24 protein-coding genes and 1 pseudogene are annotated in these 24844 nt (G+C 48.9%); 11 read left to right on the forward strand and 14 right to left on the reverse strand.

All coding sequences use genetic code 11. The features are described from left to right. Positions 1 to 195 precede the first annotated feature (195 nt). Positions 196 to 819, forward strand: coding sequence for a transcriptional regulator RcsA (gene rcsA, locus D9738_RS08345; protein WP_130208603.1), 624 nt, complete (start codon positions 196 to 198; stop codon positions 817 to 819). 43 nt (positions 820 to 862) lie between these two features. Here the strand turns inward: rcsA and dsrB are convergent, their stop codons facing one another. Continuing rightward, entirely contained in the window at positions 863 to 1051 is a 189-nt protein-coding gene (gene dsrB, locus D9738_RS08350) for a protein DsrB (protein ID WP_000867217.1), read from the reverse strand. A gap of 163 nt (positions 1052 to 1214) precedes the next feature. Here dsrB and yodD point away from each other — a divergent pair, with 163 nt between their 5' ends. Together yodD and D9738_RS08360 are read left to right on the forward strand one after the other, a co-directional pair. Next, positions 1215 to 1442: a peroxide/acid resistance protein YodD gene (yodD, locus tag D9738_RS08355; RefSeq protein ID WP_000844800.1), complete on the forward strand. Its 228-nt coding sequence runs from the start codon at positions 1215 to 1217 to the stop codon at positions 1440 to 1442. 296 nt (positions 1443 to 1738) lie between these two features. After that, entirely contained in the window at positions 1739 to 2554 is an 816-nt protein-coding gene (locus D9738_RS08360) for a mannosyl-3-phosphoglycerate phosphatase-related protein (protein ID WP_130259944.1), read from the forward strand. Here D9738_RS08360 and dgcQ read toward each other — a convergent pair. From dgcQ to D9738_RS08375, 3 genes are all read right to left on the reverse strand, one after another. Further along, positions 2551 to 4245: a cellulose biosynthesis regulator diguanylate cyclase DgcQ gene (gene dgcQ, locus D9738_RS08365; RefSeq protein ID WP_130259945.1), complete on the reverse strand. Its 1695-nt coding sequence runs from the start codon at positions 4243 to 4245 to the stop codon at positions 2551 to 2553. The genes D9738_RS08360 and dgcQ overlap by 4 nt on opposite strands. 182 nt (positions 4246 to 4427) lie before the next feature. Further along, positions 4428 to 4610: a DUF2158 domain-containing protein gene (locus D9738_RS08370; RefSeq protein WP_130208609.1), complete on the reverse strand. Its 183-nt coding sequence runs from the start codon at positions 4608 to 4610 to the stop codon at positions 4428 to 4430. A gap of 78 nt (positions 4611 to 4688) precedes the next feature. Then, complete coding sequence (locus D9738_RS08375) at positions 4689 to 5606, reverse strand: DUF808 domain-containing protein (protein ID WP_130259946.1); 918 nt, start codon at positions 5604 to 5606, stop codon at positions 4689 to 4691. A gap of 171 nt (positions 5607 to 5777) precedes the next feature. On the opposite strand from D9738_RS08375, the gene yedA reads away from it, so the two are divergent. Next, positions 5778 to 6698, forward strand: coding sequence for a drug/metabolite exporter YedA (yedA, locus tag D9738_RS08380; RefSeq protein WP_130259947.1), 921 nt, complete (start codon positions 5778 to 5780; stop codon positions 6696 to 6698). Here yedA and vsr read toward each other — a convergent pair. From vsr to drpB, 4 genes are read right to left on the reverse strand one after another with little or no spacing between them, the layout of a single operon-like run. After that, positions 6687 to 7157 carry a VSPR family DNA mismatch endonuclease gene (vsr, locus tag D9738_RS08385; RefSeq protein WP_130259948.1) on the reverse strand — a complete coding sequence of 157 codons (471 nt, stop codon included), beginning with the start codon at positions 7155 to 7157 and terminating at the stop codon, positions 6687 to 6689. The genes yedA and vsr overlap by 12 nt on opposite strands. After that, positions 7138 to 8556 carry a DNA-cytosine methyltransferase gene (dcm, locus tag D9738_RS08390; RefSeq protein ID WP_130259949.1) on the reverse strand — a complete coding sequence of 473 codons (1419 nt, stop codon included), beginning with the start codon at positions 8554 to 8556 and terminating at the stop codon, positions 7138 to 7140. The genes vsr and dcm overlap by 20 nt, the downstream gene beginning before the upstream one ends. 42 nt (positions 8557 to 8598) lie before the next feature. Next, on the reverse strand, positions 8599 to 9318 hold the full coding sequence (locus D9738_RS08395) for a phosphohydrolase (protein WP_130259950.1): 720 nt from the start codon (positions 9316 to 9318) through the stop codon (positions 8599 to 8601). Between the two features lie 39 nt (positions 9319 to 9357). Next, a complete protein-coding gene (drpB, locus tag D9738_RS08400; RefSeq protein ID WP_246769576.1) occupies positions 9358 to 9639 on the reverse strand; it encodes a cell division protein DrpB in 282 nt (93 codons plus the stop codon). A gap of 648 nt (positions 9640 to 10287) precedes the next feature. On the opposite strand from drpB, the gene ompC reads away from it, so the two are divergent. Next, positions 10288 to 11469: a porin OmpC gene (ompC, locus tag D9738_RS08405; RefSeq protein WP_130208623.1), complete on the forward strand. Its 1182-nt coding sequence runs from the start codon at positions 10288 to 10290 to the stop codon at positions 11467 to 11469. A gap of 89 nt (positions 11470 to 11558) precedes the next feature. Here ompC and D9738_RS08410 read toward each other — a convergent pair whose 3' ends face one another. Further along, positions 11559 to 11963, reverse strand: a complete 405-nt coding sequence (locus tag D9738_RS08410) for a universal stress protein (protein WP_130208625.1) — start codon at positions 11961 to 11963, stop codon at positions 11559 to 11561. A 691-nt stretch (positions 11964 to 12654) separates the two neighbouring features. Here D9738_RS08410 and hchA point away from each other — a divergent pair. Both hchA and D9738_RS08420 read left to right on the forward strand, forming a co-directional pair. Beyond that, positions 12655 to 13506, forward strand: coding sequence for a glyoxalase III HchA (hchA, locus tag D9738_RS08415; RefSeq protein ID WP_130259951.1), 852 nt, complete (start codon positions 12655 to 12657; stop codon positions 13504 to 13506). Positions 13507 to 13797: 291 nt separating this feature from the next. Then, positions 13798 to 14862 carry a glycosyltransferase family 9 protein gene (locus D9738_RS08420; RefSeq protein ID WP_130260047.1) on the forward strand — a complete coding sequence of 355 codons (1065 nt, stop codon included), beginning with the start codon at positions 13798 to 13800 and terminating at the stop codon, positions 14860 to 14862. On the opposite strand, the gene D9738_RS25500 is transcribed toward D9738_RS08420, so the two are convergent. From D9738_RS25500 to D9738_RS08440, 4 genes and pseudogenes are all read right to left on the reverse strand, one after another. After that, positions 14848 to 15039: a hypothetical protein gene (locus tag D9738_RS25500; protein ID WP_346459589.1), complete on the reverse strand. Its 192-nt coding sequence runs from the start codon at positions 15037 to 15039 to the stop codon at positions 14848 to 14850. The genes D9738_RS08420 and D9738_RS25500 overlap by 15 nt on opposite strands. 144 nt (positions 15040 to 15183) lie before the next feature. Next, a pseudogene (locus tag D9738_RS08430) lies at positions 15184 to 15879 on the reverse strand (IS1 family transposase). A gap of 119 nt (positions 15880 to 15998) precedes the next feature. Beyond that, positions 15999 to 16451 carry a hypothetical protein gene (locus tag D9738_RS08435; RefSeq protein ID WP_130259952.1) on the reverse strand — a complete coding sequence of 151 codons (453 nt, stop codon included), beginning with the start codon at positions 16449 to 16451 and terminating at the stop codon, positions 15999 to 16001. 1 nt (position 16452) lies between these two features. Further along, on the reverse strand, positions 16453 to 20676 hold the full coding sequence (locus D9738_RS08440; RefSeq protein WP_240780580.1) for an RHS element core protein: 4224 nt from the start codon (positions 20674 to 20676) through the stop codon (positions 16453 to 16455). A 519-nt stretch (positions 20677 to 21195) separates the two neighbouring features. On the opposite strand from D9738_RS08440, the gene D9738_RS08445 reads away from it, so the two are divergent. After that, positions 21196 to 21657: a hypothetical protein gene (locus D9738_RS08445; RefSeq protein WP_130259953.1), complete on the forward strand. Its 462-nt coding sequence runs from the start codon at positions 21196 to 21198 to the stop codon at positions 21655 to 21657. Continuing rightward, complete coding sequence (locus D9738_RS08450) at positions 21654 to 21908, forward strand: helix-turn-helix transcriptional regulator (RefSeq protein WP_130259954.1); 255 nt, start codon at positions 21654 to 21656, stop codon at positions 21906 to 21908. The genes D9738_RS08445 and D9738_RS08450 overlap by 4 nt, the downstream gene beginning before the upstream one ends. Before the next feature lie 316 nt (positions 21909 to 22224). On the opposite strand, the gene D9738_RS25075 is transcribed toward D9738_RS08450, so the two are convergent. Then, positions 22225 to 22563, reverse strand: a complete 339-nt coding sequence (locus D9738_RS25075) for a hypothetical protein (RefSeq protein WP_165383324.1) — start codon at positions 22561 to 22563, stop codon at positions 22225 to 22227. Positions 22564 to 22804: 241 nt separating this feature from the next. Between D9738_RS25075 and D9738_RS08460 the strand changes: the two genes are divergently transcribed. Further along, the gene (locus tag D9738_RS08460; protein ID WP_130259955.1) at positions 22805 to 23689 is read left to right on the forward strand and encodes an integrase domain-containing protein; all 885 of its coding nucleotides are present in this window, start codon (positions 22805 to 22807) and stop codon (positions 23687 to 23689) included. A 12-nt stretch (positions 23690 to 23701) separates the two neighbouring features. Next, a complete protein-coding gene (locus tag D9738_RS25410; protein ID WP_276320294.1) occupies positions 23702 to 23830 on the forward strand; it encodes a hypothetical protein in 129 nt (42 codons plus the stop codon). The last annotated feature ends 1014 nt before the right edge of the window (positions 23831 to 24844 follow it).

Consider the following 24844-nt stretch of genomic DNA (forward strand, 5'->3'; position numbering starts at 1 on the left):
AACCTCACTCACATATCGCAACATTTACTTTACTTTAAGACAATTCCAGGCAAATTATACAACGCTTTACGGGATAGTAAGTCCGCCTGAAAAATCGCGAGAGTGGCGCATTAGGTGACCCATGTCGTTCCGTTTAGTCATGATGAAATATTCAGGTAAGGGGAATTATCGTTACGCATTGAGTGAGGGTATGCCATGTCAACGATTATTATGGATTTATGTAGTTACACCCGGTTGGGTTTGACCGGGTATCTGTTGAGTAGAGGGGTGAAAAAAAGAGAAATCAACGACATTGAAACCGTTGATGACCTTGCCATCGCTTGTGATTCACAGCACCCTTCAGTGGTGTTTATTAATGAGGACTGTTTTATCCACGATGCTTCTAACAGTCAACGTATCAAGCACATCATTAATCAACATCCCAATACGTTATTTATCGTTTTTATGGCAATTGCCAATGTTCATTTTGATGAATATCTATTGGTCAGAAAAAATTTATTGATCAGCTCAAAATCGATTAAGCCGGAATCTCTTGATGATATCCTTGGCGATATTCTGAAAAAAGAGACAACGATGGCCAGCATTTTAAATATGCCAACGTTATCATTAAGCCGGACCGAATCAAGTATGTTGCGAATGTGGATGGCTGGCCAGGGAACGATTCAAATATCTGACCAAATGAATATTAAAGCCAAGACCGTTTCATCGCATAAAGGCAATATTAAACGTAAGATCAAAACGCATAATAAACAGGTTATCTACCATGTCGTCCGACTGACCGATAATGTGACAAATGGTATTTTTGTTAACATGCGCTAAGGCATACTGACTGGTGGGATACCACCAGTCAGGCTGGCAGAAATTACTCGGCTTTCTCCACAAAGATACCATCCTGATGCCCTGCTTCATTAAAGAACCAGATGCCGAGCGGGTAGTCTTCCAGCGAAACCAGGTACATTGTGCCTTCACTAAACTCCTCAACTGCCAGTACCACGCCAGGACGACGCGGACCGCCATCCGTTTTGACTGTTACCCGATCATTCACCTTCATCGTTTTCCTCCTGTGGCTTTGTGCCAGTTTAGAACAATTTCGTTTTTCTGACAGCGCCGGGCGCGTGCGAGTGCTGATTTTCTCAACGGTCTATACTTAAGAAATGCTTGGCTGGCATGACGTGTCGGCAGCAACATATAAGCAACGGTTGCGAGGAAAGATGATGAAAACCGCAAAAGAGTACAGCGATACCGCAAAACGTGAGGTCAGCGTCGATGTCGATGCCCTGCTGGCGGCGATCAATGAAATTAGCGAAAGCGAAGTTCATCGCAGCCAGAACGATTCGGAACACGTTAGCGTCGATGGCCGTGAATATCATACATGGCGTGAATTAGCCGATGCCTTTGAACTTGATATTCATGACTTTAGCGTCTCTGAAGTGAATCGCTAAATGCGTGATAAAAAAATCCCGACCCTTGTTGGGGTCGGGATCAAACTTGCTTAAGCAAGAAGCACTTAAAAAATTCGTTACACCAGGAAATCTGATGCGTTCATCACCTTATCCGCAATTTTTTAGGCTGACAAGAAAATATTCTTGATATGAATGATTAACGTCACTAATGAATGGAAGTGTGATCCGCGTCACCCCTTGGAGGCTCTGGCGTTCACGTGATCGCTCCCAAAAAACGATTTTTTATTATTCGTGCTGTTTTAAGAAATATCCGGCAAAGGGAGTACTGCGCGATCATGCTTTCAATTCATCAACCGCTGCTGATTTTCACCGATCTTGATGGCACCTTGTTGGACAGTCATAGCTATGACTGGCAACCTGCCGCCTCCTGGTTAATCCGCCTGCGGGAAGCGGAGATCCCCGTGATCCTGTGTAGTAGTAAAACCTCGGCTGAAATGCTGTACCTGCAAAAGATGTTAGGTCTGCAAGGGTTGTCACTCATTGCAGAGAACGGCGCGGTGATCCAACTGGATCAACAATGGCAGGATTTGGACGGCTTTCCGCGCATCATCTCGGGGATTGCTCATAGTGAGATCAGCCAGGTATTAAATACGCTGCGTGAGAAAGAACACTTCAAATTCACCACCTTTGATGACGTCGATGATACAACCATCGCTGAATGGACTGGCTTAAGCCGCAGCCAGGCCGCACTGACGCAATTGCATGAGGCTTCGGTCACGCTTATCTGGCGCGACAGTGACGAGCGGATGGCGCAATTTACCGATCGCCTGAATGAACTGGGCTTGCAGTTTGTGCAAGGTGCGCGTTTCTGGCATGTGCTGGATGTCTCAGCCGGGAAAGATCAGGCAGCCAACTGGATCATTGCGGCATATCAGCAATCGCGTGGAAAACGTCCGACCACGCTTGGCTTAGGCGACGGCCCAAATGACGCACCATTACTGGAAGTGATGGATTATGCGGTGATCGTAAAAGGGCTAAACCGGGAAGGCGTGCATTTGCAAAATGAGGATCCGGCCCGTGTCTGGCGGACACAGCGAGAAGGACCGGAAGGCTGGCGCGAAGGGCTGGATCACTTTTTCACGGCCAGTTAAGGGCTATCGCTCGCGCAGACCTGATTGCGCCCCGCTTGTTTTGCGAGATACAACCGCCGGTCGGCCAGAGACTGTAATTGCTCAAAATCATAATCGCCGGTTTCCTCGCTGCTACTCACCCCCAGCGAAGCACTGATGCGTAGGGTCGTGCTCTTGGCGATCAACATCTCTTTTTCATTCAGCTTCAGGCGAATACGTTCGGCCACTTCCGTTGCCTGCGCCAGGTTAGCGCCAGGCAGAATCACACAAAACTCCTCGCCGCCCACGCGGCCTGCAACGTCCTGTGAACGCAATGAACGACTGATTAATCCGGCAGCATGCGACAGCACACGATCGCCTGCCTGATGACCAAAGCGGTCATTAATCGCTTTAAAATGGTCAAGGTCGACCTGTATGACAGAAAACGGATGTTTGTGTATCTGACACAATTCGGCAAGCGGACGCGCTTTTTCGAACAATGCGCCACGGTTATACAAGCGCGTTAAGGTGTCATGCCACGCCTGCCACTGCAACGAGCTTTGCAGGACATACATATTGCTGACCATCTGGCGAATCACATACCAGGAGATAAGTAACATCGTCGTAAAGAGCGCCCACAGAAGGGTTAACGCAATGCTGATGCTGCCGAAATCACCACGCACACCTTCACTAAGCGTATGAATGCGCACTAATGCGCCGTCAAAATGGTCCAGTCGCTCCCAGCTAACATAGCGACTGTTCATCCTAATACCACCGCGCGTATCGTGTTCCATAGCCTGCGCCAGAGATGCCAGCTCTCGAGGATCAAAAAGGTCCTCCGCCGAGTGTTCCGGGTTAGATGAAGTCAATAATTTTAGTTTGCTGTCGTAGAGCTGGTATTCGCCATCCAGTTTTTTATCAATAGCGTTTTTTAGAAATTGCTGCATCGAGCGCACAGGGATACTCATTCCCAACACGCCATACCAGTAATTATTACTGTCGACCGGTACGCTTACGGTGACCTGCGGTTCAGTAACATTGTTATGGTCATGCTGAGAGGTAAACCAACGTACGCCACGTTGACGATTTTCTCGTTCTGATTGGCCGATAAACCAGGGTTGTGTGACAAATTCGTAGTAACGTGTAGGGATATTTCGGGTAAACAACGTCGGCTGCGTCGAAACGTAGAATCCGGCGCGTGAGACATACATTGCCTGTTCAACCATCGAAGTAGAGTTGTGCGCCAGTCGTAGTAAGTATCCGACTTCCAGTGCGGCAGTAATTTCATTGTCGAGTAATTCATTTTCGCGAGAAAGCTGATTTCCCTCGCTCACTAACGCATCCGAGACACCGTTTACTGACAGAGTGCGTCGTCTGTTGAGTTCGATTTGCCAGGCGTGCTCGTCGCGATGTTGTTCAAACTCGACAACAGCGTTACGCATAGAGGTGAAATCCAGCGGCGCAACAAGGGCTTCACGCATTCCATTACGCAAAAAAATCAGTTTATCGACGTTATATTGCAATTGCTTGTCGAGCGCGTTGGCAACGTTTTCCAGATGATTACGCTGACTGGAGATATAGGCGTCTTCCAGCACCACGACTTCACGCCAGGTGAGCAAAGTGGAGAAGATCAACACCACGATAAAACACAGATTAACGACATGACCTGGCCCCAGGCGGCGCGCGAGTTTTTTTAGCCAGCTCTGGTTTTCCATTTTTGTCTCGTGCTGCACCCTGACGACTCCCAACCTGCTTTTTAATGATTCTGGCATAACCTGGCGATAGCGTACCGCCAAACAACGATAATTTTATAATGTTGGCATGATACGAGGCATCAGGCCTTCGATATTGACGCTGGCAGGACTGCCGGATGCGGCGTGAACGCCACATCCGGCCTGGTGTTAATTGCACATTTTCAAACTTCTTCCGACGAACAACTCCCCTCCCCCGGAACAAGCTCGGTTTCATGAAAAGCTTCCCGCTTGACCCCATAACCGTCATACCACCGGCACTCAACCATACCGCTGGAATACCCGGTGACAATCATCCGCGGGCCGCCCTCTTTTACCGTGACTTCCTCACTAACCATAAAGCTCATACTCGCCTCCTTTTTTCGAGTGAAACTTGTTCACCTTAGTCGAGGATGGCGAATTTTGCATAACAGCCAATGTGAATTTTAATGTGCCTGGCCGCGCATTTTCGCTACCACTTTCACTCCCAGCACCACGATGCCACCGATGATAAATCCAAGAATCAGATTTAAAACAGTCGGTAATATCATCGCCACCAGCGCGTTCTGCTGTCCGGCAAAATGTTCAATGGCATGATGCAGCGGCGCGATGCCATGCACCACAATGCCGCCACCAACCAGGAACATCGCCAGCGTGCCGACAACCGATAATGCTTTCATCAGCCAGGGCGCGATAATCAACAGCCCCTTACCCAACGCCTGCATCATCGTACTGGACTTTTCTGCCAGCCAGTAGCCCAGGTCATCAATCTTAACGATAATCCCCACCAGGCCATACACGCCAATCGTTACCACCAGAGCAATCCCTGAGAGCACCAGCACCTGATTAATCAGCGGCGCTTCCGCCACAATACCCAGCGTTATGGCGACAATTTCCGCAGACAAAATAAAATCGGTGCGAATGGCCCCTTTTATTTTGTCCTTTTCAAACTTGAGCGGGTCTTGCTCCGCCAGTTTTTCCAGACGCTGCTGACTCTGCGCCGGATCCTCTTTGTGTTTACGCGCCTCCAGCATATGTAGCACTTTCTCTACCCCTTCAAAGCAGAGAAACGCACCACCAATCATCAACAGTGGCGTAATTGCCCACGGGATAAATGCACTGATGATCAGCGCCAGCGGCACCAGAATCACTTTGTTGATTAGCGATCCCTTCGCCACGCCCCAGACCACAGGAAGTTCCCGGTTGGCACGCACACCTGAAACTTGTTGCGCGTTGAGCGACAAGTCATCCCCTAATACGCCGGCGGTTTTCTTCGCCGCCAGCTTGCCCATCACGGAGATATCGTCCAGCAAAGTGGCGATATCATCGAGCAACGTCAATAAACTACTCCCGGCCAAAAGCATTCCCTCTCATTTTTTCGTTGACGCGCTAAGTATGAAGCAAAATCGGCTTGCCTGATACTGTGCTTCACAGGTCAACATTTTTTTAACAATCAAGCACAATTATATCTCTCGCCAGCAGAATGATTTTCACGTTTACTATGAACCACCTTTTTATTTCCACCGTGAGGGATTATGCGTTTCCGCCAGTTGTTACCGCTTTTTGGCGCGCTGTTTGCGTTGTATATCATTTGGGGCTCGACCTATTTTGTCATTCGGATTGGCGTTGAAAGCTGGCCACCGTTAATGATGGCGGGGGTGCGATTTTTGGCAGCAGGTCTTTTATTGATGGCATTTTTACTGCTGCGTGGGCACAAATTGCCGCCGCTACGTCCCCTGCTCAACGCCGCGCTTATTGGCCTGTTACTGCTGGCTGTCGGTAACGGTATGGTGACGGTTGCCGAACATCAAAACGTCCCTTCCGGCATTGCCGCCGTGGTGGTGGCAACTGTGCCACTCTTTACTCTTTGCTTCAGCCGCCTGTTTGGCATTAAAACGCGCAAACTGGAATGGGTGGGTATCGCCATTGGGCTTGCCGGGATCATCATGCTCAATAGTGGCGGTAATTTAAGCGGTAACCCGTGGGGTGCAATGCTGATTTTAATCGGCTCAATTAGCTGGGCGTTTGGGTCGGTTTATGGCTCGCGCATTACCTTGCCGGTAGGGATGATGGCAGGCGCCATTGAGATGCTGGCAGCAGGCGTAGTGTTAATGATTGCGTCGATGATTGCGGGTGAAAAACTGACAGCAGTCCCTTCGCTTTCTGGTTTCCTTGCAGTCGGCTATCTGACGCTGTTTGGCTCGATTATCGCCATCAACGCTTATATGTATTTAATCCGCAATGTCAGTCCGGCTCTGGCCACCAGCTACGCCTATGTTAATCCCGTGGTCGCGGTATTGCTGGGTACGGGTCTGGGCGGCGAAACGCTGTCGAAGATTGAATGGCTGGCGCTAGGAGTGATTGTTTTCGCCGTGGTGCTGGTCACGTTGGGGAAATATCTCTTCCCGGCAAAACCCGTTGTCGCTCCCGTCATTCAGGATGCATCAAGCGAGTAAATGAATCCCCAGAGTGTCGATCTGCGCGCTGGCGCCCTCGCCGCAGATCCACTCTTCCAGACGCTCGGTAAGTGCCGCGTCCGTTAATTTCTCCCGCCCGCGTAACGCACATTCCCAGACAATCAACACACGCCAGCCGAGTTCCTGCAAACGACTGATATCGCGCCGATCGCGCTCGACATTTTTACCTATCTTCTCAAGCCAAAAATCTGTTCGCGTGGCGGGGACGTTAAACAGATAGCAATGGTGATGGTGCCAGAAGCAACCGTGGGCAAATATCACACAGCGAAATTCATCAAGGACAAAATCCGGACGTCCGGGAAGACTGGCTTCCTGAACACGAAACGCCAGCCCCTGCTCAGTTAACAGGCTGGCGAGACGTTTCTCGATTGCCGTATCGCGCGTGGCAATCGCGCGCATATTTTTGCTACGCGTGGCCTTATCGTGAACGTCGGCCATGTTGTGTTTCTCGCTGACGCAACGCCACCGCTTGTCTGATTTTTGGCTCGAGCAGTTTTGCCACCGCGGCAAAGACCGGTACTACCACCGAATTACCGAACTGACGATAGGCTTGCGTATCAGAAACCGGTATACGGAATTTCGCTTCTCCCGGCGCTTCAAAACCCATCAGGCGCGCGCATTCACGAGGCGTTAATCTGCGTGGGCGATGTTGCTGATTCTGCGGATCGTCAAAGTCTTTCTCACCTGTCGCCATATCCCAGCCGCGATCGATTAAGATTTCCGCGCCGTCTTTATAATAACGGGCAGAAAGCGTGCGCGTGACACTTTGCGGATTGTGCGGATAAACCATCCCATAACCGAAGCCGTTACCGCGCGCCTGATGCTTTTTCGCATAGCGATAGAGATACTTCCATAGCACCGGCGTCAGGATATATTTCGCTTCGACCATCGGGTCCAGCAACTGCGCCAGCGTCACTCGCTGCACCGGGAAACAATCGCTAATATCACGCAGGGTGAAATCTTCTTTCAGATTAAGATCGCGACGGAAGCCCACCAGCACGATGCGCTCACGGTGCTGCGGTAGAAAATGTTTGCCATCGATGATTTTCGGATCGTCCGGGCCGTTATCTTCTGCGTCGGCAACGTCATAGCCCAGTTCGTCCAGCGTCTGCATGATGATGCGAAACGTTTTACCCTGGTCGTGGCTTTTCAGGTTCTTAACGTTTTCGAGCACAAAAATCGCCGGACGACGAGCGTCGATGATGCGCACCACATCAAAGAACAACGTCCCCTGGGTATCGCAGGCAAAACCGTGCGCCCGCCCAAGCGAGTTCTTTTTCGATACGCCAGCCAGCGAAAACGGCTGGCAAGGAAAACCGGCCAGTAAAACATCGTGTTCAGGAATGTGCTGACGGATATGTTCCGCCGCCGCGTCATCACTTACGCCCTCTTTATGGCTCAGGGTAATGTCGCGGATATCTTCATTAAAATGATGAGTCGCCGGGTCGCAATAATGGTTGGCTTTATAGGTGCGCACCGCATGTTTATTCCATTCACTGGTAAATACGCACTGACCGCCAATTGACTCAAAACCGCGACGGATACCACCAATCCCGGCAAAGAGATCGATAAAGCGAAACGCATAATGCGGATGATGTGCTGGCGGTTTGGGTAGCAACGTTTGCAGGTGGGCGAACTCATTTTCACTTAAACGGTGCCATACCGAATCATTCGCCAGCGCACGTTTTAAAATCGCCGCGCTCCAGTGGTTCTCACCCACTCCATTAAGTTGCGCCACCAGCGTTTTAACATCATAAATTTGCAGCAGTTTCTCCAGCATTGCCTGTACGGCATTCCCGGTGCTGTATGAATCGGTTACTGAAATATTTTCCTGCATAGATTTAACCGGCCATATGAGATGGCCGACAGGTTAACATAATTACATCGGTTTAGGGCCACGCGCGCAGTCAGCTGGCGAAAACGCATCAATCACGTTGTGATCGATACCTTCATTCTCCCCCGCCAGTTCAGCACTAAGTTTGGCCATAAACTCCACCAGAAAACGGGCGTTGTGTTGCGCCAGTTGTTTACCTTTTGTGGTTTGCATCGTTTGGGGTAGTTTTAGCAGCTTGGTCTGGAAGTGGTCCAGCGCGTAACGTTTATCATCGAGCGGGCGATGCTGCGCGAACGGATCTTCGCCATCAAACAGCGCCACACCTAACGCGCCTGAAACCGCAAACACACGCGCCAGGCCAATCGCGCCTAAGGCTTCCAGCCGGTCCGCATCCTGCACGATTTTAGCTTCCGCCGTTAAGGGCGTAATTTGCGCACTGAAACTGTGTGCGGCAATGGCATGACAAACGGGCTCTATTTTCTCCGCTGGAAATTGCGCAAACTCTTCACATAGCAGGCGACGCGTCTCTTCTGCTGCCAGCATTGAAGATTGCTGCCGTTGCGGATGATTTTTCGCCAGACTCACGATATCGTGAAAATAACAGGCGGTTAAAATCACCAGCATGTCCACGTCTTCATCGACCGCCAGTTTTTGTGCCGTCGCCCAGACGCGGCGAAAATGACACAGGTCATGGGCCGCGTCCTGATACTGATGATGGCTCTTCAACCAGTTCTCGAATTGTGCCTGCCAGTGTTGTAAGTCCATATGCGCTCCGCTGCCAAAGAGTCGCAACCTTAGCAGTTTTTACTCATAGCGTCTGCTACGTACGGGGCGAGGTCGCGTGTACCAGGCAATGCCGCCTAACAACGCCCCGACCATGGCCATAAACAAAAAACCCACTAACGCGCCTAACCACTTTCCCGCAGTTGAACCTAAATCACTTTCAAATCCAGACACGGGGGCATCGGGGATGCGGCTCATTACCCAGATGTAACGCGCCATTACCCAGACAAAATAACCACACCAGGTATAGAAAGCCCATAAAGCCAGTTTGCCGCCAGGGCTACGAGAGAGTCTTTCTTCCATTGCTGTCGAACCATACTCCATTTTGAGATAACCCGGAAAATTCAGACTTATACTGTTATGTGATAAAAGTCACATTTTTCCACATCGGTCGAGCCAGTCAAGTCTCACTCATTTTTTGAACAAATATATGAATCTTAACCACTGACATTATGTGCAGAAAAAACAAGTCGGAAGGCATTTGTTTTTTGTTTGGGCATAATTGATTAATTCATATTTTGAATATATTGGCATTGAATACAATTATACCTTTTTTGTTTTCTGTGTCATGATGACTACGTTATTAGCCTTTTATCGTCTTGTTTATATTTTTTGGGCCGGCATGATGCCGGCTTTTTTTATGCGTTCATTAATGTGCAGTAGATCACACTCAGTCTTTAGTTCAACAATCATTGATGTAATCCATCCTTCCAAAAGAACAATAACCAATTGATATACAAATATAAATATGATGAATGCTTATGCCTGAAATTCATAATTATGAATTATATTAAATAGAATAGAAACATTTTGAAATCTTTTAAATACATTTGTTACATGTAATCTTTAAAATAAAATGAACTTCATAGAATAGTATCCAAATGTGCTTTTTTTTGGATAACGGCACTTATTGATATATTCATGAAGATTATAATCACAAGGGAATACATAATGAAAAGAAAAGTTCTGGCAATGCTGGTCCCGGCGTTATTAGTTGCTGGCGCAGCAAATGCGGCTGAAGTCTATAATAAAGATGGTAATAAACTGGATTTATACGGAAAAGTAGCAGGTCTGCACTACTTCTCTGATGACTCAGGCAGTGATGGCGACATGTCATATGCCCGTATCGGTTTCAAAGGTGAAACCCAGATCGTTGACCAGTTCACTGGCTATGGTCAGTGGGAGTTTAACATTGGCGCAAATGGCGCTGAGAGCGACAAGGGCAATACCGCAACTCGTCTGGCATTTGCAGGCTTAGGTTTCGGTCAGAACGGTACTTTCGACTATGGTCGTAACTACGGTGTCGTATATGACGTTGAAGCATGGACCGATATGCTGCCAGAATTTGGTGGCGATACCTACGCTGGTGCCGACAACTTCATGAACGGTCGTGCTAATGGTGTTGCAACCTACCGTAACAATGGTTTCTTTGGTCAGGTTGATGGCCTGAACTTTGCTCTGCAATATCAGAGTAATAATGAAAGCAGTGGACCATTCGGTCAGGAAGGTTCTGGTAAGGGACGTAGCATTACCAAAGAAAATGGTGATGGTTTCGGTATGTCAACTTCCTATGACTTCGACTTCGGTTTAAGTCTGGGTGCTGCATATTCTAACTCTGACCGTACCGATAACCAGGTTCACAAAGGTTTGCATGATACTCGTTACGGGGATCGCTTCGATGCAACTGCTGGCGGTCAAACAGCAGAAGCATGGACCGTTGGCGCTAAATACGACGCTAATAACGTTTACTTAGCAGCCATGTATGCTGAAACCCGTAACATGACTGGTTACGGTGATGCTGATGCTATCGCTAACAAAACCCAAAACTTCGAAGTTGTTGCTCAGTATCAGTTCGACTTCGGTCTGCGTCCGTCCATCGCTTACCTGCAATCAAAAGGTAAGGATTTAGGCGGTGTAAATAGTGATAACTTTGACAGCCAGGGTAATCATCATTACACCAACAAAGACCTGGTTAAATATGTTGATATCGGTATGACCTACTATTTCAACAAAAACATGTCCACCTATGTTGATTATAAAATCAACCTGCTGGACAACGGCGACGACTTCTACAAAGAAAACGGCATCGCGACCGACGATATCGTTGCTGTGGGCTTAGTCTACCAGTTCTAATCAGCCAACGCGCCGCGGCACGTAACTGTAAAACGTAATATCGGCCTGAGTTCGTCCCTCATCGAATTCAGGCTTTTTTATATCCCACATCAAATCACCAACAGCGGCACGCTAAACTGCCGTAGCATGTCGATAAACCCTAATTCCTGCGTAGCTCCCAGCACAATAACATCAGCCAGTTGTTGTTCAGCAAGTTCCTTTATCCCTTCCGGAAGAGTGCCGAAATGAACATATGTATGAATAAATCCTTCAGGCAAAACCAGTTGTTCTGCTATATGAGCTAAACGGCACACAGCCTGCCCACGTAGACCTTCTTTAAAACGATGCATATCAGAAATATACCCACGCTCGAGAACTCTTAAATATTCCGGTATAAAGCCAAGTAAGTGAACATGTCCAGAAGAAACATTGGCGAAAAATTGCGCGTGCAAAAACGCTTGCTCTCTATCATCCCGAGAAAAAACATTCACCGGAATAACAATATTTCGGTACATAGGTATTCCCTGAAAAAATTCAATATAATCAACTGCACTTGAATTATTAGTGCATATTTCTAATACTATATTTAAGTCGTTTTTTTGGAAAAGTTATCGTTGCTGCCCCACTTTAGTCTCCAGGCCATTCCCTCTGACAAATTGTGCAAAGAGTACATCTGATGACAAGTAATTAATCATATCTGTCATCAGTTAAACCTTAATCTGGATCATCATTCTTTCGCGATAATCTCTCGTGCCAGACAGTTTTACGATTATTTTTTTGCTAATAATCTCATTTTCTTAACTTACACTCTCATAGCATGGCCCGGCGAGATTCTTCGCTTCAGCATTTACCTGTTTTAAGCAGGCCTCAGGCGAATCATCCTATTGTAGGCACATCTGGCGCCGCTCTAAACTTCACGTGAGCACAAAAAATCACCACAATTAAAAATTGTGCTACCGTGAGTCAATATCCTGATTTCTGAAAAATAGACTAAAATAAATTAACACCAATTACGACCACTTTACGCAATAAGGAGAAATCGGCATGATTAATATTCGATACAAGTGCAGCACAATCATCGCACATTCCCCCCTTGCATACCGCTTTCGATATATTGACTCCAATTTACCACCTGGTTAAAAATAGCAACCAGCTCAGTCGCGAATATAGTGACTAACCTACATAAGTAACAACAAGGAATACACTATGTCTGTTCAACAAAGTAAGAATCCGCAAATCGATATGGCTGAAGATAATGCTTTCTTCCCGTCAGAATATTCGTTAGGCCAATATACCAGCCCGATTTCTGATCTTGATGGGGTAGACTATCCAAAATCGTATAGCGGAAAGCAAAAAATTCTGGTAATCGCCGCCGATGAACGCTATTTGCCAACTGATAATGGTAAGCTCTTCTCAACAGGAAACCATCCGATTGAAACGTTGCTGCCGTTATATCATCTGCATGCTGCTGGTTTCGAGTTCGAGGTTGCGACGCTTTCTGGCCTGATGACAAAATTTGAATATTGGGCTATGCCGCGTAAAGATGAAAAAGTGATGCCATTCTTTGAGCAGCACAAATCTCTGTTCCGCAATCCGAAAAAATTGGCAGATGTTGTCGCCAGCCTCAACGCAGACAGCGAGTACGCAGCAATCTTTGTTCCTGGCGGTCACGGTGCACTCATTGGTTTACCAGAAAGCAAAGACGTGGCTGCCGCTCTGCGGTGGGCAATCGAAAATGACCGTTTTGTTATCTCCCTTTGCCACGGTCCGGCAGCCTTTCTGGCGCTTCGCCACGGCGATAACCCATTAAATGGTTATTCAATTTGCGCATTCCCTGACGCTGCAGACAAACAAACACCAGAGATTGGCTACATGCCGGGTCATCTGACCTGGTACTTTGGTGAAGAACTGAAGAAAATGGGCATGAACATCGTCAATGATGATATTACCGGCCGGGTACACAAAGATCGTAAACTTTTAACCGGTGACAGTCCTTTCGCAGCAAATGCGTTAGGCAAACTGGCAGCACAGGAGATGCTGGCCGCATACGTAGGTTAATCGGCTGACACTTACTGTGGAATAAAAGTGGGGGTAACTCTCCCCCACTTAACAAACATGAAAACGACCACCTCCAATTACTGACGTTTTAACGCTTCCCTTCACTTTATGCCCCCCAGACTGAAGAATGCGACACAAGCTGTTTTTAAACAAAATGATAATTCTCGAAAATGATTAACACATAAATAATAAATATATAGTATATTCCACGTTATTATTTATCGATTTTAGAAATCAATCATTTCTGTTAAACTTCACCACGTTTTAACCAGAATGGAAGCGAGGTTGGAAATGTCATTTGTATCATTTTTCAGACGTATTGCATTTGCGTATTATGATTATCGCTGCAAAAATACTGATATTGCAAAAAGTGAATTCGTAGTTATTCACATTCCCGATCAAATTGGGGATGCAATGGCTATTTACCCAATAATCCGATCGCTTGAAATGCATAAAATAAAACACTTATTAATCGTCACATCAACAATTAATAAATCTGTTTTTGATGCACTTCATCTGGAACAAACAAAATTAACATTGATCAGTATGACAATGCAGGATCATGCCAGTATTAAAGAAATAAAAAAATTAGCAAAAAACATCAATGAACAATATGGAACTCCTGATCTTTGTATTGAAGCAATGCGCAAGAAAAACCTGAAGACGATGATATTTATTAGCCATTTACGAGCCAATACAAATTTACAGGTTGTGGGTTTAACAATGAAATGTTATTCACCGATATGTAAGTCAGCGTCGAAAATGGATCAGTCACTACGCGCCCCAGTACCGCTGACATGGGCCTTCATGATGCGAGAAGTAGGATTTCCGGCGCCCCCGCCCATATTTGAATTGCCCCTCAGCGAAATAGTGCTAAAAGAAGTACGTTGTGAAATGCATTCATTAGGTTCATATATTGCTCTTAATTTAGAAGGTAGCGTGCAAGAGAGAACATTTTCATTAGCAATGGCACAAAGAATCATTGAGATGATTAAAACACAATCAGACATGCCAATTGTCATTGTTCATGGTCCGAAAGGTTCGGAAACAGCCCTGAAACTAACCCGGCATTTTGATAACGTTTATCATTTGTCGTTATCACCTTCAATAATGCGGTCTGCAGCAATCATAAGAGATGCCTTCCTTGCAATAACGCCAGACACATCTATTTTACACATGGCAAGTGCTTATAATGTTCCTGTCATCGCCGTGTATGCTGATTATAAGACTCGCTGGCCTGCCATGGCCGGCATTTCAGAGACGATTGTGGTAGGAAAGGCTATTGATCATCTAAATTTGGATGAATTCAGCAATACGCTGAAAAGGATTATCGCGAAAATTTCAGTCACAGCGTAATGAAAGCTCTAACAAAAATTCAAACACTAAAGCACGTTTGCAGAAAAGCAAAAAGCCCGCTCGAAAGCAGGCTTTTTTGAATTTGGCTCCTCTGACTGGGATCGCCGTAGCCATTAACTGGCTGATTGGTAAGCTAAAACAAAAAATGGAGTTTGTCAAGACCACCAGACTGACCACCTTTTTACGGTATCTATATAAGCAGGCCTTAGGTAGATATGAGAAATGGAGCTTCTCAAATTTCAGGTAGTAATCATTCACTTAAATTACCACTAGCGATTTTTACGTCAATTCCAGGTCACATATTCAATGAGTTGATTGACGTTATTGCAGGTAATATTCTCGCTCAATAAAGGTACCGATAACTTTGTCATGCATTTCTGCCGATTTCGAATACCCTAAAGTCTTACGGTTCAGCCGTTTCAGCCTGTTACGCAGCGTCACATTTTCACCCTTGATACGCTGCGTGTAGAGTTTACCTGTGATGTGTTTTCCATTCGGCAACATGTAATGCGCTGACGCTATCTGTACACCAGAAGACAACTTTAAATCCCGCCAGCAACTTCAATAAGTTACGGAGCGTCTTTTTACTGCGACGGCCAAAAGCATGCTCAACAATACGTTTGAGGCGAAGCTCCCATGCCTACCACAACCAGCGCTGCTGCTTCTTATTGCCCACAAATGACTACATCTCATCAACTTCATAGATTAGCTGAATTTGCAGGTTGTCCAGCGGAAGCGTTGTTACACATCGCGGCGTAAGTTTTTTAGCATGCGCACAACGGCATTAATACTGATATGCAGTGCCCGTGCGGCGTCACGAATACCGGCATTGTTCATAGCAAAATCAACAATCTGTTCTTTCATGCCGTGCTGGCAGGCGCAGTATTCATACTCAAGCTGGAAGGTTCGGGAGCACCCCTGGCTGCGATAACGCTGATGGTTAGCTTTCCCCAGACCGTGTTTTTTAACAGGGTCAGTTTGCTCACAAAACGGGCATTTCACATCAACTTTAGCCATTGGATACACTTAGCAGAAGAGCGATCTTACAACATGATCAACACCTTGAATACTTGATCCAATTCCATTACCTTACATACATTATTATTTGCGATTCAGATACTAAGTACTAAATTTCATTATGGTAAAATACACTTGCTTTTAAGAAATTCACTAACAATGGTATCTATTTTCTCTGTTTTTAACAAACCATCAAGATAACCACATGACAATATAAAATCACCATTAGACGCCACGGAATATATGTATCTCGGCGATGATGAATTATCATCGGAATGTGCGTTTGTTATTACAAAAAAATACGGCGTTAATATGTCGCCTGTTGGGATTCCTAGAACATCATATTTTATGAATAAGTATTTAAATGCATTTTTTATGAAAACAGGTTCTATTTTTTTATTTGATGTTTTTGGAGGCATAAATTCAGTACTCTCACTTATCGCCTGTAAATTTGCATATAACGGTTTCCCTCCTAACTCTCCATGTGTAAATAAATAATGAAGTTTAGCCCCCCCCCATGCTATCAAACTTAACAGGAGACATGCAAAAAAAATGAATTTGCTATTCTTCATTTCAAATTCCTAACCCAGGATTATAATGAGAAAGAACAGGGGACAGAGGAGCACCTTGTGCGTAATGCACTGAGTTTCCATGAGATAACATCCCACCCAAGAACCCTACAGTCGCAGGAAATTGGGCTGGCTTTCCACCATTAGCGATAGCGTACCTGATAAAATCACTAGATACATTTGCATCGTATAGTGCATCGATTACCATTGTGGCACAATTATGAGAAAAATATGAATAATCACCTATGTCACTGTAATTATCTTTTATATATTTCATCATTCTTTCTTCTTGTTCTGGTGTAGTATCTATTTCATACACAGTAGTGGCTCTGTAAGTAGATTGCCAACTTAGGTAGTTTGTCAACTCGGATCCGAACTTTGTATTTGTGCCATAGCTGTAAACTCCATGGCCACTAAACGCTAATGCGGCATGGCCAAATGGGTTTCCGTCAGTTTCACCGCCAACTAATATTAATGTTTTTAAGCCTAAGGGATCTATATATGCAATAGGGTTTAGCGGGTATTGGAATAAATTACTCCCTCCTTCCAGCCCTATCGGGTCCTGGGTGATATAACGTCCCTGTAGCGGATCGTAGTACCGGTGACGGTTATAGTACAGCCCCGATTCATCATCGTACTGCTGCCCCGGCAGGCGGTATGGCTGGAACAGATGATGCGGGTTCTCCTCATTAAGCTGGTTCCCCCACTCGTCATACTCCCCGCGCCATTCCGTTGCCCCTTCGCTGCTGATGAGTGCCAGCGGCAGTCCCCGGTGGTCACAATGGTAAAGATGAATTTTTCGCTCAGGCAAATAAACCGGTTCTATCTGTGCCGCCAGCCGCTCCACCGTCAGTCCGCACTGTGCCAGCCACTGACTGCTTTCACTGCTCACGCGGTCTGCCCGGATTTCCCCCTCCAGCCTGTCCAGCATCCTCACCAGTTCCGCCGGGAACACCACACCGTGACCGTCCTCACTCCCTTCCTGCTGTAACTTCTCCGCCAGGCTTCGCCGCTGCGCTTTATCCAGTTCGCCGTTCTCTGTCTCGATGCGGATGAGCGGCGTGAAGCTTCCCGGCTGGTACACTGTCTGGATACGCGTGGTGTCGTTCTGTACTGTGGTCAGCCGGTCGCCGTCCCAGCCGTACCACGTCATCTCCGGTTTACGCGACAGCGACATCCAGCCCGTCAGGTCACGCTCGCGACGCCACACCCGTTTCCCTGTCCGGCGACCCAGCGGGTCGTAAAGGTATCGGCTCTCGACCAGCGGCTCACCATGCTGTATCCGCGTATAGAACACCAGTCGGTGCTGATGATCATAATGGTAGTGGTGGGTACGTTCGTCATCCGTCCGGATAACCCCTTCCGGTATGCAGTCTGTCTTCTCCATCAGCCTGCCGTATTCATCGTAGCGGTAGACATAATGCGCGTCTTCGGTGATGCGGTTATCCGGCCACGCAGTGAGCGTACTGTCAGGGTGCAGCTCCGGGTCCGGCAGCCGGTTTCCCGCCGGGTCGGTGGCATACAGGATACGGACATCCAGATTCGCGGCGATGGTGCGCACGCTCGCCAGCCTGCCCGTGGCGCTGTAGCCATATTCCCGCGTCTGTCGTGGGCTGCTGATGCGCACCAGGTCGCCGCTGTCATTCCAGTTATAGTCACAATCAAACACCAGGCTGTTCAGGTGCCGGCTCTGTAACTGGCCTGCGGGGGTGTAAGTGCTGGTCAGTTCCCGGGCGTTATTGCCGAAGCTCCGTACCGTCTCCCGGTGCAGTTTGTCCCGCGTGTACTCCACCAGGGGCGTGTCGCCCAGCTTCATGCCCGCCAGGTAGCCGCTGCCATACGTCAGCCACTCCACCGGTGGCAGGCTGTCTGCCTGAAAGCGGTTTGCCAGCCCCTGTTCGTTGTAAGCGTGTTTCGTCTCATGCTGCCAGAGCAGTTCCCCCGTCTCCGGGTTATGTACCGTCTGGCGCTCGCCTGTGAGACGTCCCTTACGGTTATAGCCGTAATGCACCGCCACCCGGTGACCTTCGCTGATATGGCTGATTTCTTTCAGCCAGCCACGGGCGTCATACTGCCACTGCTCCGCCATATCACCGTTCACCATGCGGTGTGTCAGCCGGTCAGCCTCGTCGTAATGCCAGTGCGTGACCAGCCCCTCATCCTCGCTCTGCGTGAGTTTCCCGGTCAGGTCGTAACGGTAACGCTGTGTCCGCCCGTCAAAACCGCTCTGCTGTATCAGGCGGTCCAGCGCATCGTAACTGAAGTTGCTGTGACTGCCGTTCTCGTTAGTCAGCGTGGTAACGCGTCCGGCAATGTCGTATTCCATACTGCGTGTCAGCCCGCCCTGGATGGTACTGACGGCCTTTCCCCACCCATCGTACCGTGTCTCACTCCGGTTGCCGTCCGGGGTGATGACGGCGGTCAGGTCGCCTGCGGCGTTGTACTCATACTGCGTTTCACGGCCCTGCGTATCTTTCACCGAGATTAACCGGCCACGGTTGTCATAGCTGCGGTAAAAGCTGATGCCTTCCTCACGGTGAACCACCGTCATCTGGCCGAAGCGGTCGTATTCGTAATGCGTTTCATAGCCTGAGCAGTCGGTGAACGTCAGCAACTGACCGTAGCGGCTCCACGTCATCTGCTTGCGGCTACCCGTCGCATCTTCAGTTGCAGAGGGTAATTCACTGTGCTGATTATCATAACTGTAGCGGGTGACATCGCCGTTGCGTGCGATTTCCTGCGTCAGACGCCCGTACTCATCATATTTCCGGCGCATTTCCAGCCCATCAGGCCCGGATGCTGAGGTTAACTGGTTCTGGTTGTTATAGTAAAATTCCGATTTCCTGCCGTCCGGCGTGGTGATGCGCGTGACGAGACCCGTCACCACATTCGGACTGTATTCTGTTGTCCGGCCTGCTGCATCCGTCTGTGACTGGAGTCGCCCCATATAGTCAAATTTACTTCGGGTGATGCTGCCATCCGCGAGTTCCTTTTTCACCACACGTTTCAGCCCGGCTTCACCTTCCGTGTGCAGCACCTCGCGCCGGTTCAGGCTGTCGGTGATGGTGATGCGGTTTTTCTCATACTGATAGGTGTAGCTTAAGCCTGCCGGATTAAACTGCTCCGTCACTCGCCCGGTGTCATCGTAACGGTAACGCATCTCCGGTCGGCCCGTGTGACGGTGCGCCACCATCCGGCCCCGGTATTTATCATCGTAAGTAAAGCTGCGCACCTGTGTATTGCTGCGGTCATACACCGCCGCCAGCTCACCGCGTGGCGTCCAGTCGTAGCACACCAGTGGCGCGGCAGGTAAATTTTCCGGGTATTCCGGGTCGTGCGTCAGCCACACCGCTGACAGGCGGATACCATTATCCCGGTCATACTCCGTATAGTCCGGCAGTGAATCCGGGATATCCGGTCGTTTTGTTCCGGCTGCAACCGCCTGCTGCCGGGCCTCTTCCGCCCGCTGCGCCTGCGTGGTCAGCATCAGGCGGAACTGACGGCCTGCGCCATCGGTCACGCCGGTGATTTCGCCGCTGAATTCACCGGCGGCTTCACGGTGGAACGTCTGTGTGCGCCCGAAGCGGTCCACCAGCCCGGTCAGTACCCGGTACGGCGGCAGTGGCGCGGGCAGCACCTCATCCGCTTCCGGCACCCGCTCACACCAGCCGAGCAGCCACCACGGCCCCTGCGGACTGTTCGTCGCCAGATAACGATGCGGACTTAAGCGGAGTTCTTCCGGCAGCGCCTGCCAGAGTGCGGCCAGCCGGTGACCTTCATCCAGTTTCGCCACGCCGCCGCGCACCAGCCACAGTGACTCGCTGCGGCTGTAACCGTCCTCACCGGGAAGCAGGTGCTCAAAATACAGGCTTCTGCCGCCGTTATCATTGAGTATCAGTGTGTTATCGCGCAGCTGTAAGCGGATATCAAAGGGTGCTTTCCAGCCGGGGCCGAGGATACCGACCGGCGCGGGCGTTTTTGTCCGGTAACTGCTGTAGGTGCGGGAGAGCATGAACGGCAGCGGGCCGGGCAGGGCGAAGTCGGTTTCTCCGGGAAGGACCTTTGCACCCAGCAGCGGATTGACCGGATGGCCGGACGTCACCCCGCCGGGGCACACCGAACAGGCCACGCCGGTGGGGGCACCAATTCTCACGCCTGCCGACCCCTGGACTATCGGACCGCCTTTCATTGTGGCATCGCCCTGACGTGCTGCCGGTTTTCCGCTCATGGTTGATATCCTTTTTATGGTTCATCTGGCCTGATGCTGGCGGCACCGGACAAAATGATAAATAGCGTTACTGTATGAAACGAAATACGCTTTTTTTACATTCATTTTTTTGACTGATATCAACGGGACGAAATAACTGACAGAATATTTATTAAAAAGTGTCTGCATATTGCCCAATATATATTTTATATAAATATAATTGTATTTAATATTTATCGCGTGATTGTATTTTTCTGTGCGTCAGCTTCCGCTAAACCTCTTGCTGTAAATTACCGATCATTGTATTGTTGCGCCGCGCCTGCAAAATCAGGCGTCGGGATTAGCCTCCTGAAGCTCCTCACTGACGATACAATGTTTTTGTGTCGCGCACGGTCTCATCTCAATGGTGGGATCGGGCGGGGGCGTCGAAAGACGCGCCAGTGTCAGTGAGGCTGGTAAGGCTAACCCCGTCCGATTTCACCACCCGTGAGATTAGCCTCTCCAGTGGTGGAATATTTATCACTCACTGGAGATGGCCTTATGGCAACTACCCTCACTTCTGAATGCAATTTACTTGCTGCTCCCTTTAGTGCCGCTACCGATTTCACCGATCTGGCGGAGTACTGCGATCGCGTTGCCACAACACTCATCGAGTGCCGCGATCCGGCGCTGAAAACGGCGCTCTGTGGCAGGCTTAATACCTGTCTTGCACTGTTGCGGCCCACGCTGAACGAGCCGATCCCGCCACATCTGATCGACGGTTTTATTACGAATGATCTTCCCGATGTTTCACCCGGTTTTGAGCCTGGTGCAGGATTACTCTGCGATTACTGCCTGGCGCTGACGCAGATACTGAACAGTCACGCGCTGTTGCCGGAAACCGAAACGACGCTGACCGGGTTGCTGTGCGATCTGGTCTGGTATTTTGCTGACAGTCTGAAAGCCCCGCACTGGATACGTACCGCTGACGGCGTGCAGGTTATCGACGGGAGGTCAGTATGATACAACCCGACTGGCACCCCGCCGATATTATTGCGGGCCTGAGAAAAAAGGGAACATCGCTGGCTGAGGTTTCCCGCAGCGCGGGACTGGCGTCCGCCACGCTGGCAAACGCGCTGACCCGTTCGTGGCCACGCGGCGAAAAACTCATTGCGGATGCGCTGGAAACATCACCGGAAATTATCTGGCCGTCCAGATATTTCGATGATCAGGGCAACCGCATTGTAAGACTTATGCGAGAGCGACGCTCCTGATGGCTGGAGCGTCAGGAACACGGTTACAGTAAAATCAGGCTCTCCCGGCTCTCTGCCTGCTTCTGCTGGCAGAGAGCCGGGAGAAGACAAGCGAAGCGCGGCAGTTTTTCAGTCACGAAGTAAGCAAACAATCTTTTAAACGCAAAAAACGTTTTTTCTTTCTGCGCCAGAAATAACGGTGTAATCTTCCTCCTGCACTATCGCCTTCGGGCACCCTTTGGCTTCATGGTCTGCAAGAAGTCCCTGATTTATCAGGACGACCAGCCCTTGCTACCGGTACGACCTCCGCAATACCGGAACGTGAAAGCGTTTGAGGCTAAAAGTACATACACCCGGACGGCTTCATCGTCATCGTTTTACCGCAATGGCCTTCACTGGCTGCAAGGTTTCTCTTTGCCGGAATTTCTCCGGCCTGCTTATCCCCTGCTGATGACCGGCGCCCTTTACATGACGGGCTGCGGCCTGCATTGCCGCCAGGCTTTGCTGCCGCGTGACCGTTAACCTGCATCAGACTGTTAATTTTCGAATACTGCACCAGAAACGCAATGTTTGTCCCTGCACCAGACGAGGCGTCACTTTGATCGCGTAAGCGAAAAAGCAAAGTGATGCCGCACAACATACCGCCGCAAGCCGCTCCAGTTCTGGCCTGCGCCATATTTCCGCCGTCTGACATGCCCTTTGGGGCCGCTGTCAGTTCAGAGTAAAGGAGAAAAAGATCGATACCGAGGGGGGCACGACGCCCCGGAGACACCCCTGCTTCGTCAGGCAGTCTGTACCGCGTACAGCCTGAAACTCCCTAAACCTCAACAAACTGCCACTCCGGCGTGAAGGTATCGTTCTGGCGCAGCCAAAAAGCACACGCCGGAGACTGTTTGTTTTTGTTGTCAGGGGGAGTCATGAGCAAATTAAGCAGTGAAATGAAGGCGCTGGCGAAGAAAGCGGGCGGCAGCTTCAAAACGGTGAATGATCGTATCCATATTACAAAACGGTTCAGTGAACATTTACGGGCGCTGAATATCCAGATCCAGCGGGTGGAGCAGATCAGGGTTCGCCATATCGAATGCTACATTGAGGAACGGCTGGAGCAGGATATCGGTTTACGGACACTGCAAAATGAAATGGCGGCGCTGCGATCCGTGCTGAGACTGGCGGGACGCCGACAGGTGGTAGAGCATCCGCGTCTGACCAATAAGGCGCTAGGGTTGTCAGGCGCTTCGCGCAACGGCACGCGCCGCGCCATCACGCCGGAACATTACCAGCAGGTGATGGAGAAAGCCCGCACTCAGGACGCAGGGCTGGCAGCAGCGCTGGAGATTGCGCGGCTGATGGGGCTGCGTTCGCAGGAGGCGGTACAGAGTTCACAGTCGCTGAAAACGTGGCTGAAAGCCATTTCCCGTGGCGAAACCTGGCTGAAAGTGGTGTTTGGTACTAAAGGCGGGCGTCCACGTTATACGACGATCCTGAACGCTGGCGCAGTCAGAAAGGCGGTGGAAAACGCGTTACCGATCGCCAGACAGCGCAATGGCAGGCTGATCGACAAACCTGACCTTAAAACGGCGCTGGAGAGCTGGCACAAACAGGCAATCAAGGCGGGGCTGAAGGGGGAATTTTCCCCGCATTCGCTGCGTTATGCGTGGGCGCAGGACGCGATCCGCCATTATCTGGCGCAGGGATTCAGCGAAAAGGAGTCACTGGCGCTGACGGCGACGGATCTGGGTCACGGCGACGGTCGCGGACGCTGGGTGAAACAGGTGTACGGCTACCGATGGAAGGAGGAATGACGGATTTCATGAATGGCGCAAAGTAGTACGTTACTGCGTAACGACAGCGATTTGCCGCACCCTCTGTACCGGATCTGGCGCAGGGGGCGAACGAGTTTGCTGGCACAGAGTTATATTATTATTAATAATGATGGCAAATAATTTATTATTTCCCTGTCACAATCTGGCGCACTATCCTGCCGTATCTGATGACGTCTCCAGGAGAAAATAATAATAGTCATAACCTTGCATAAATACCGGATTGATAGATTTTCGTGCAAAAAATTTTGGCCCCAAAAATTTTTGCACGCTTTCCTCTCAAAGAAATAACATCTATCGGTAATACCTTTCATAATAAATCAATTCTGGTGCAGAAGAATGTCTTAATGATCCTCTCCATGTTTTTCTGCGTCCTGTGGCATATTCTGCGAGGTCGCAGGATGGCTTATCATTTTATAAAAAATACTGCGACGGTTTTTGACATCATATCCTGCTGCATATAAATTAACAATCTCTGGTGCAGACTGTCATGGTATATTTCCGAATAAACTGGTTGCGCCAGAAAGGGAAAGGGCCATAAAGGTTAAGGGGGCTATAAGGGTAACAGCGCCTGACCGGAAAGGGCCAAAACCAAAGGGCCAGAAACTGGCGCAGCCCTGAATGTGTAAAGCGGCGGGATGCGGATACAGATACCGACTCATCCGGAACTGATGCAGAATGGTGTCCCTGTATATCTGATGCAGTTATAATGTGTTTCAGGACGGACTGTCTGGTATTTTATGGTTCAGCTTTTAGGTTATGTTAATCGGTATTTTCGTGAAAATATCGCTTATTGATAGATTTTCATCCTCCGTGATTAACACGTTAATAACGGAAGGTGGTTACCTATTAATGGGTTATATATTGATAGGTTTTCACCTGTTTTGATTTGCACGCAAATCAAAAAGGTCAGTTACCTGCCAATGAGACATTGATTAATAGATAATCTCCTGAAAATATTCTACTGGAATAATTTTTGGTATTTACCTATTGATATGTGATCTATTGATTGGCTTTCGCCAAAAATTATTCACTGGTGAATAATTTTGTACGCTTCCCAATTAATAGTAATAAAAACAGCGGCAATACCTCTCAATACAAAAAAGCAGATCCCGATCAATCAGGATCTGCTTTTCC

The organism is Escherichia sp. E10V5, assembly GCF_004212315.1.
Taxonomy (GTDB): Bacteria; Pseudomonadota; Gammaproteobacteria; order Enterobacterales; family Enterobacteriaceae; genus Escherichia.

What these genes read in the sequence shown, in the direction of transcription:
- rcsA (WP_130208603.1), top strand. Translation starts at nt 196, where the DNA reads ATGTCAACGATTATTATGGATTTATGTAGTTACACCCGGTTGGGTTTG.
- dsrB (WP_000867217.1), bottom strand. Translation starts at nt 1,051, where the DNA reads ATGAAGGTGAATGATCGGGTAACAGTCAAAACGGATGGCGGTCCGCGT.
- yodD (WP_000844800.1), top strand. Translation starts at nt 1,215, where the DNA reads ATGAAAACCGCAAAAGAGTACAGCGATACCGCAAAACGTGAGGTCAGC.
- D9738_RS08360 (WP_130259944.1), top strand. Translation starts at nt 1,739, where the DNA reads ATGCTTTCAATTCATCAACCGCTGCTGATTTTCACCGATCTTGATGGC.
- D9738_RS08370 (WP_130208609.1), bottom strand. Translation starts at nt 4,610, where the DNA reads ATGAGCTTTATGGTTAGTGAGGAAGTCACGGTAAAAGAGGGCGGCCCG.
- D9738_RS08375 (WP_130259946.1), bottom strand. Translation starts at nt 5,606, where the DNA reads ATGCTTTTGGCCGGGAGTAGTTTATTGACGTTGCTCGATGATATCGCC.
- yedA (WP_130259947.1), top strand. Translation starts at nt 5,778, where the DNA reads ATGCGTTTCCGCCAGTTGTTACCGCTTTTTGGCGCGCTGTTTGCGTTG.
- vsr (WP_130259948.1), bottom strand. Translation starts at nt 7,157, where the DNA reads ATGGCCGACGTTCACGATAAGGCCACGCGTAGCAAAAATATGCGCGCG.
- dcm (WP_130259949.1), bottom strand. Translation starts at nt 8,556, where the DNA reads ATGCAGGAAAATATTTCAGTAACCGATTCATACAGCACCGGGAATGCC.
- D9738_RS08395 (WP_130259950.1), bottom strand. Translation starts at nt 9,318, where the DNA reads ATGGACTTACAACACTGGCAGGCACAATTCGAGAACTGGTTGAAGAGC.
- drpB (WP_246769576.1), bottom strand. Translation starts at nt 9,639, where the DNA reads ATGGAAGAAAGACTCTCTCGTAGCCCTGGCGGCAAACTGGCTTTATGG.
- ompC (WP_130208623.1), top strand. Translation starts at nt 10,288, where the DNA reads ATGAAAAGAAAAGTTCTGGCAATGCTGGTCCCGGCGTTATTAGTTGCT.
- D9738_RS08410 (WP_130208625.1), bottom strand. Translation starts at nt 11,963, where the DNA reads ATGTACCGAAATATTGTTATTCCGGTGAATGTTTTTTCTCGGGATGAT.
- hchA (WP_130259951.1), top strand. Translation starts at nt 12,655, where the DNA reads ATGTCTGTTCAACAAAGTAAGAATCCGCAAATCGATATGGCTGAAGAT.
- D9738_RS08420 (WP_130260047.1), top strand. Translation starts at nt 13,798, where the DNA reads ATGTCATTTGTATCATTTTTCAGACGTATTGCATTTGCGTATTATGAT.
- D9738_RS08435 (WP_130259952.1), bottom strand. Translation starts at nt 16,451, where the DNA reads ATGAAGAATAGCAAATTCATTTTTTTTGCATGTCTCCTGTTAAGTTTG.
- D9738_RS08440 (WP_240780580.1), bottom strand. Translation starts at nt 20,676, where the DNA reads ATGAGCGGAAAACCGGCAGCACGTCAGGGCGATGCCACAATGAAAGGC.
- D9738_RS08445 (WP_130259953.1), top strand. Translation starts at nt 21,196, where the DNA reads ATGGCAACTACCCTCACTTCTGAATGCAATTTACTTGCTGCTCCCTTT.
- D9738_RS08450 (WP_130259954.1), top strand. Translation starts at nt 21,654, where the DNA reads ATGATACAACCCGACTGGCACCCCGCCGATATTATTGCGGGCCTGAGA.
- D9738_RS25075 (WP_165383324.1), bottom strand. Translation starts at nt 22,563, where the DNA reads ATGGCGCAGGCCAGAACTGGAGCGGCTTGCGGCGGTATGTTGTGCGGC.
- D9738_RS08460 (WP_130259955.1), top strand. Translation starts at nt 22,805, where the DNA reads ATGAGCAAATTAAGCAGTGAAATGAAGGCGCTGGCGAAGAAAGCGGGC.
- D9738_RS25410 (WP_276320294.1), top strand. Translation starts at nt 23,702, where the DNA reads ATGGCGCAAAGTAGTACGTTACTGCGTAACGACAGCGATTTGCCGCAC.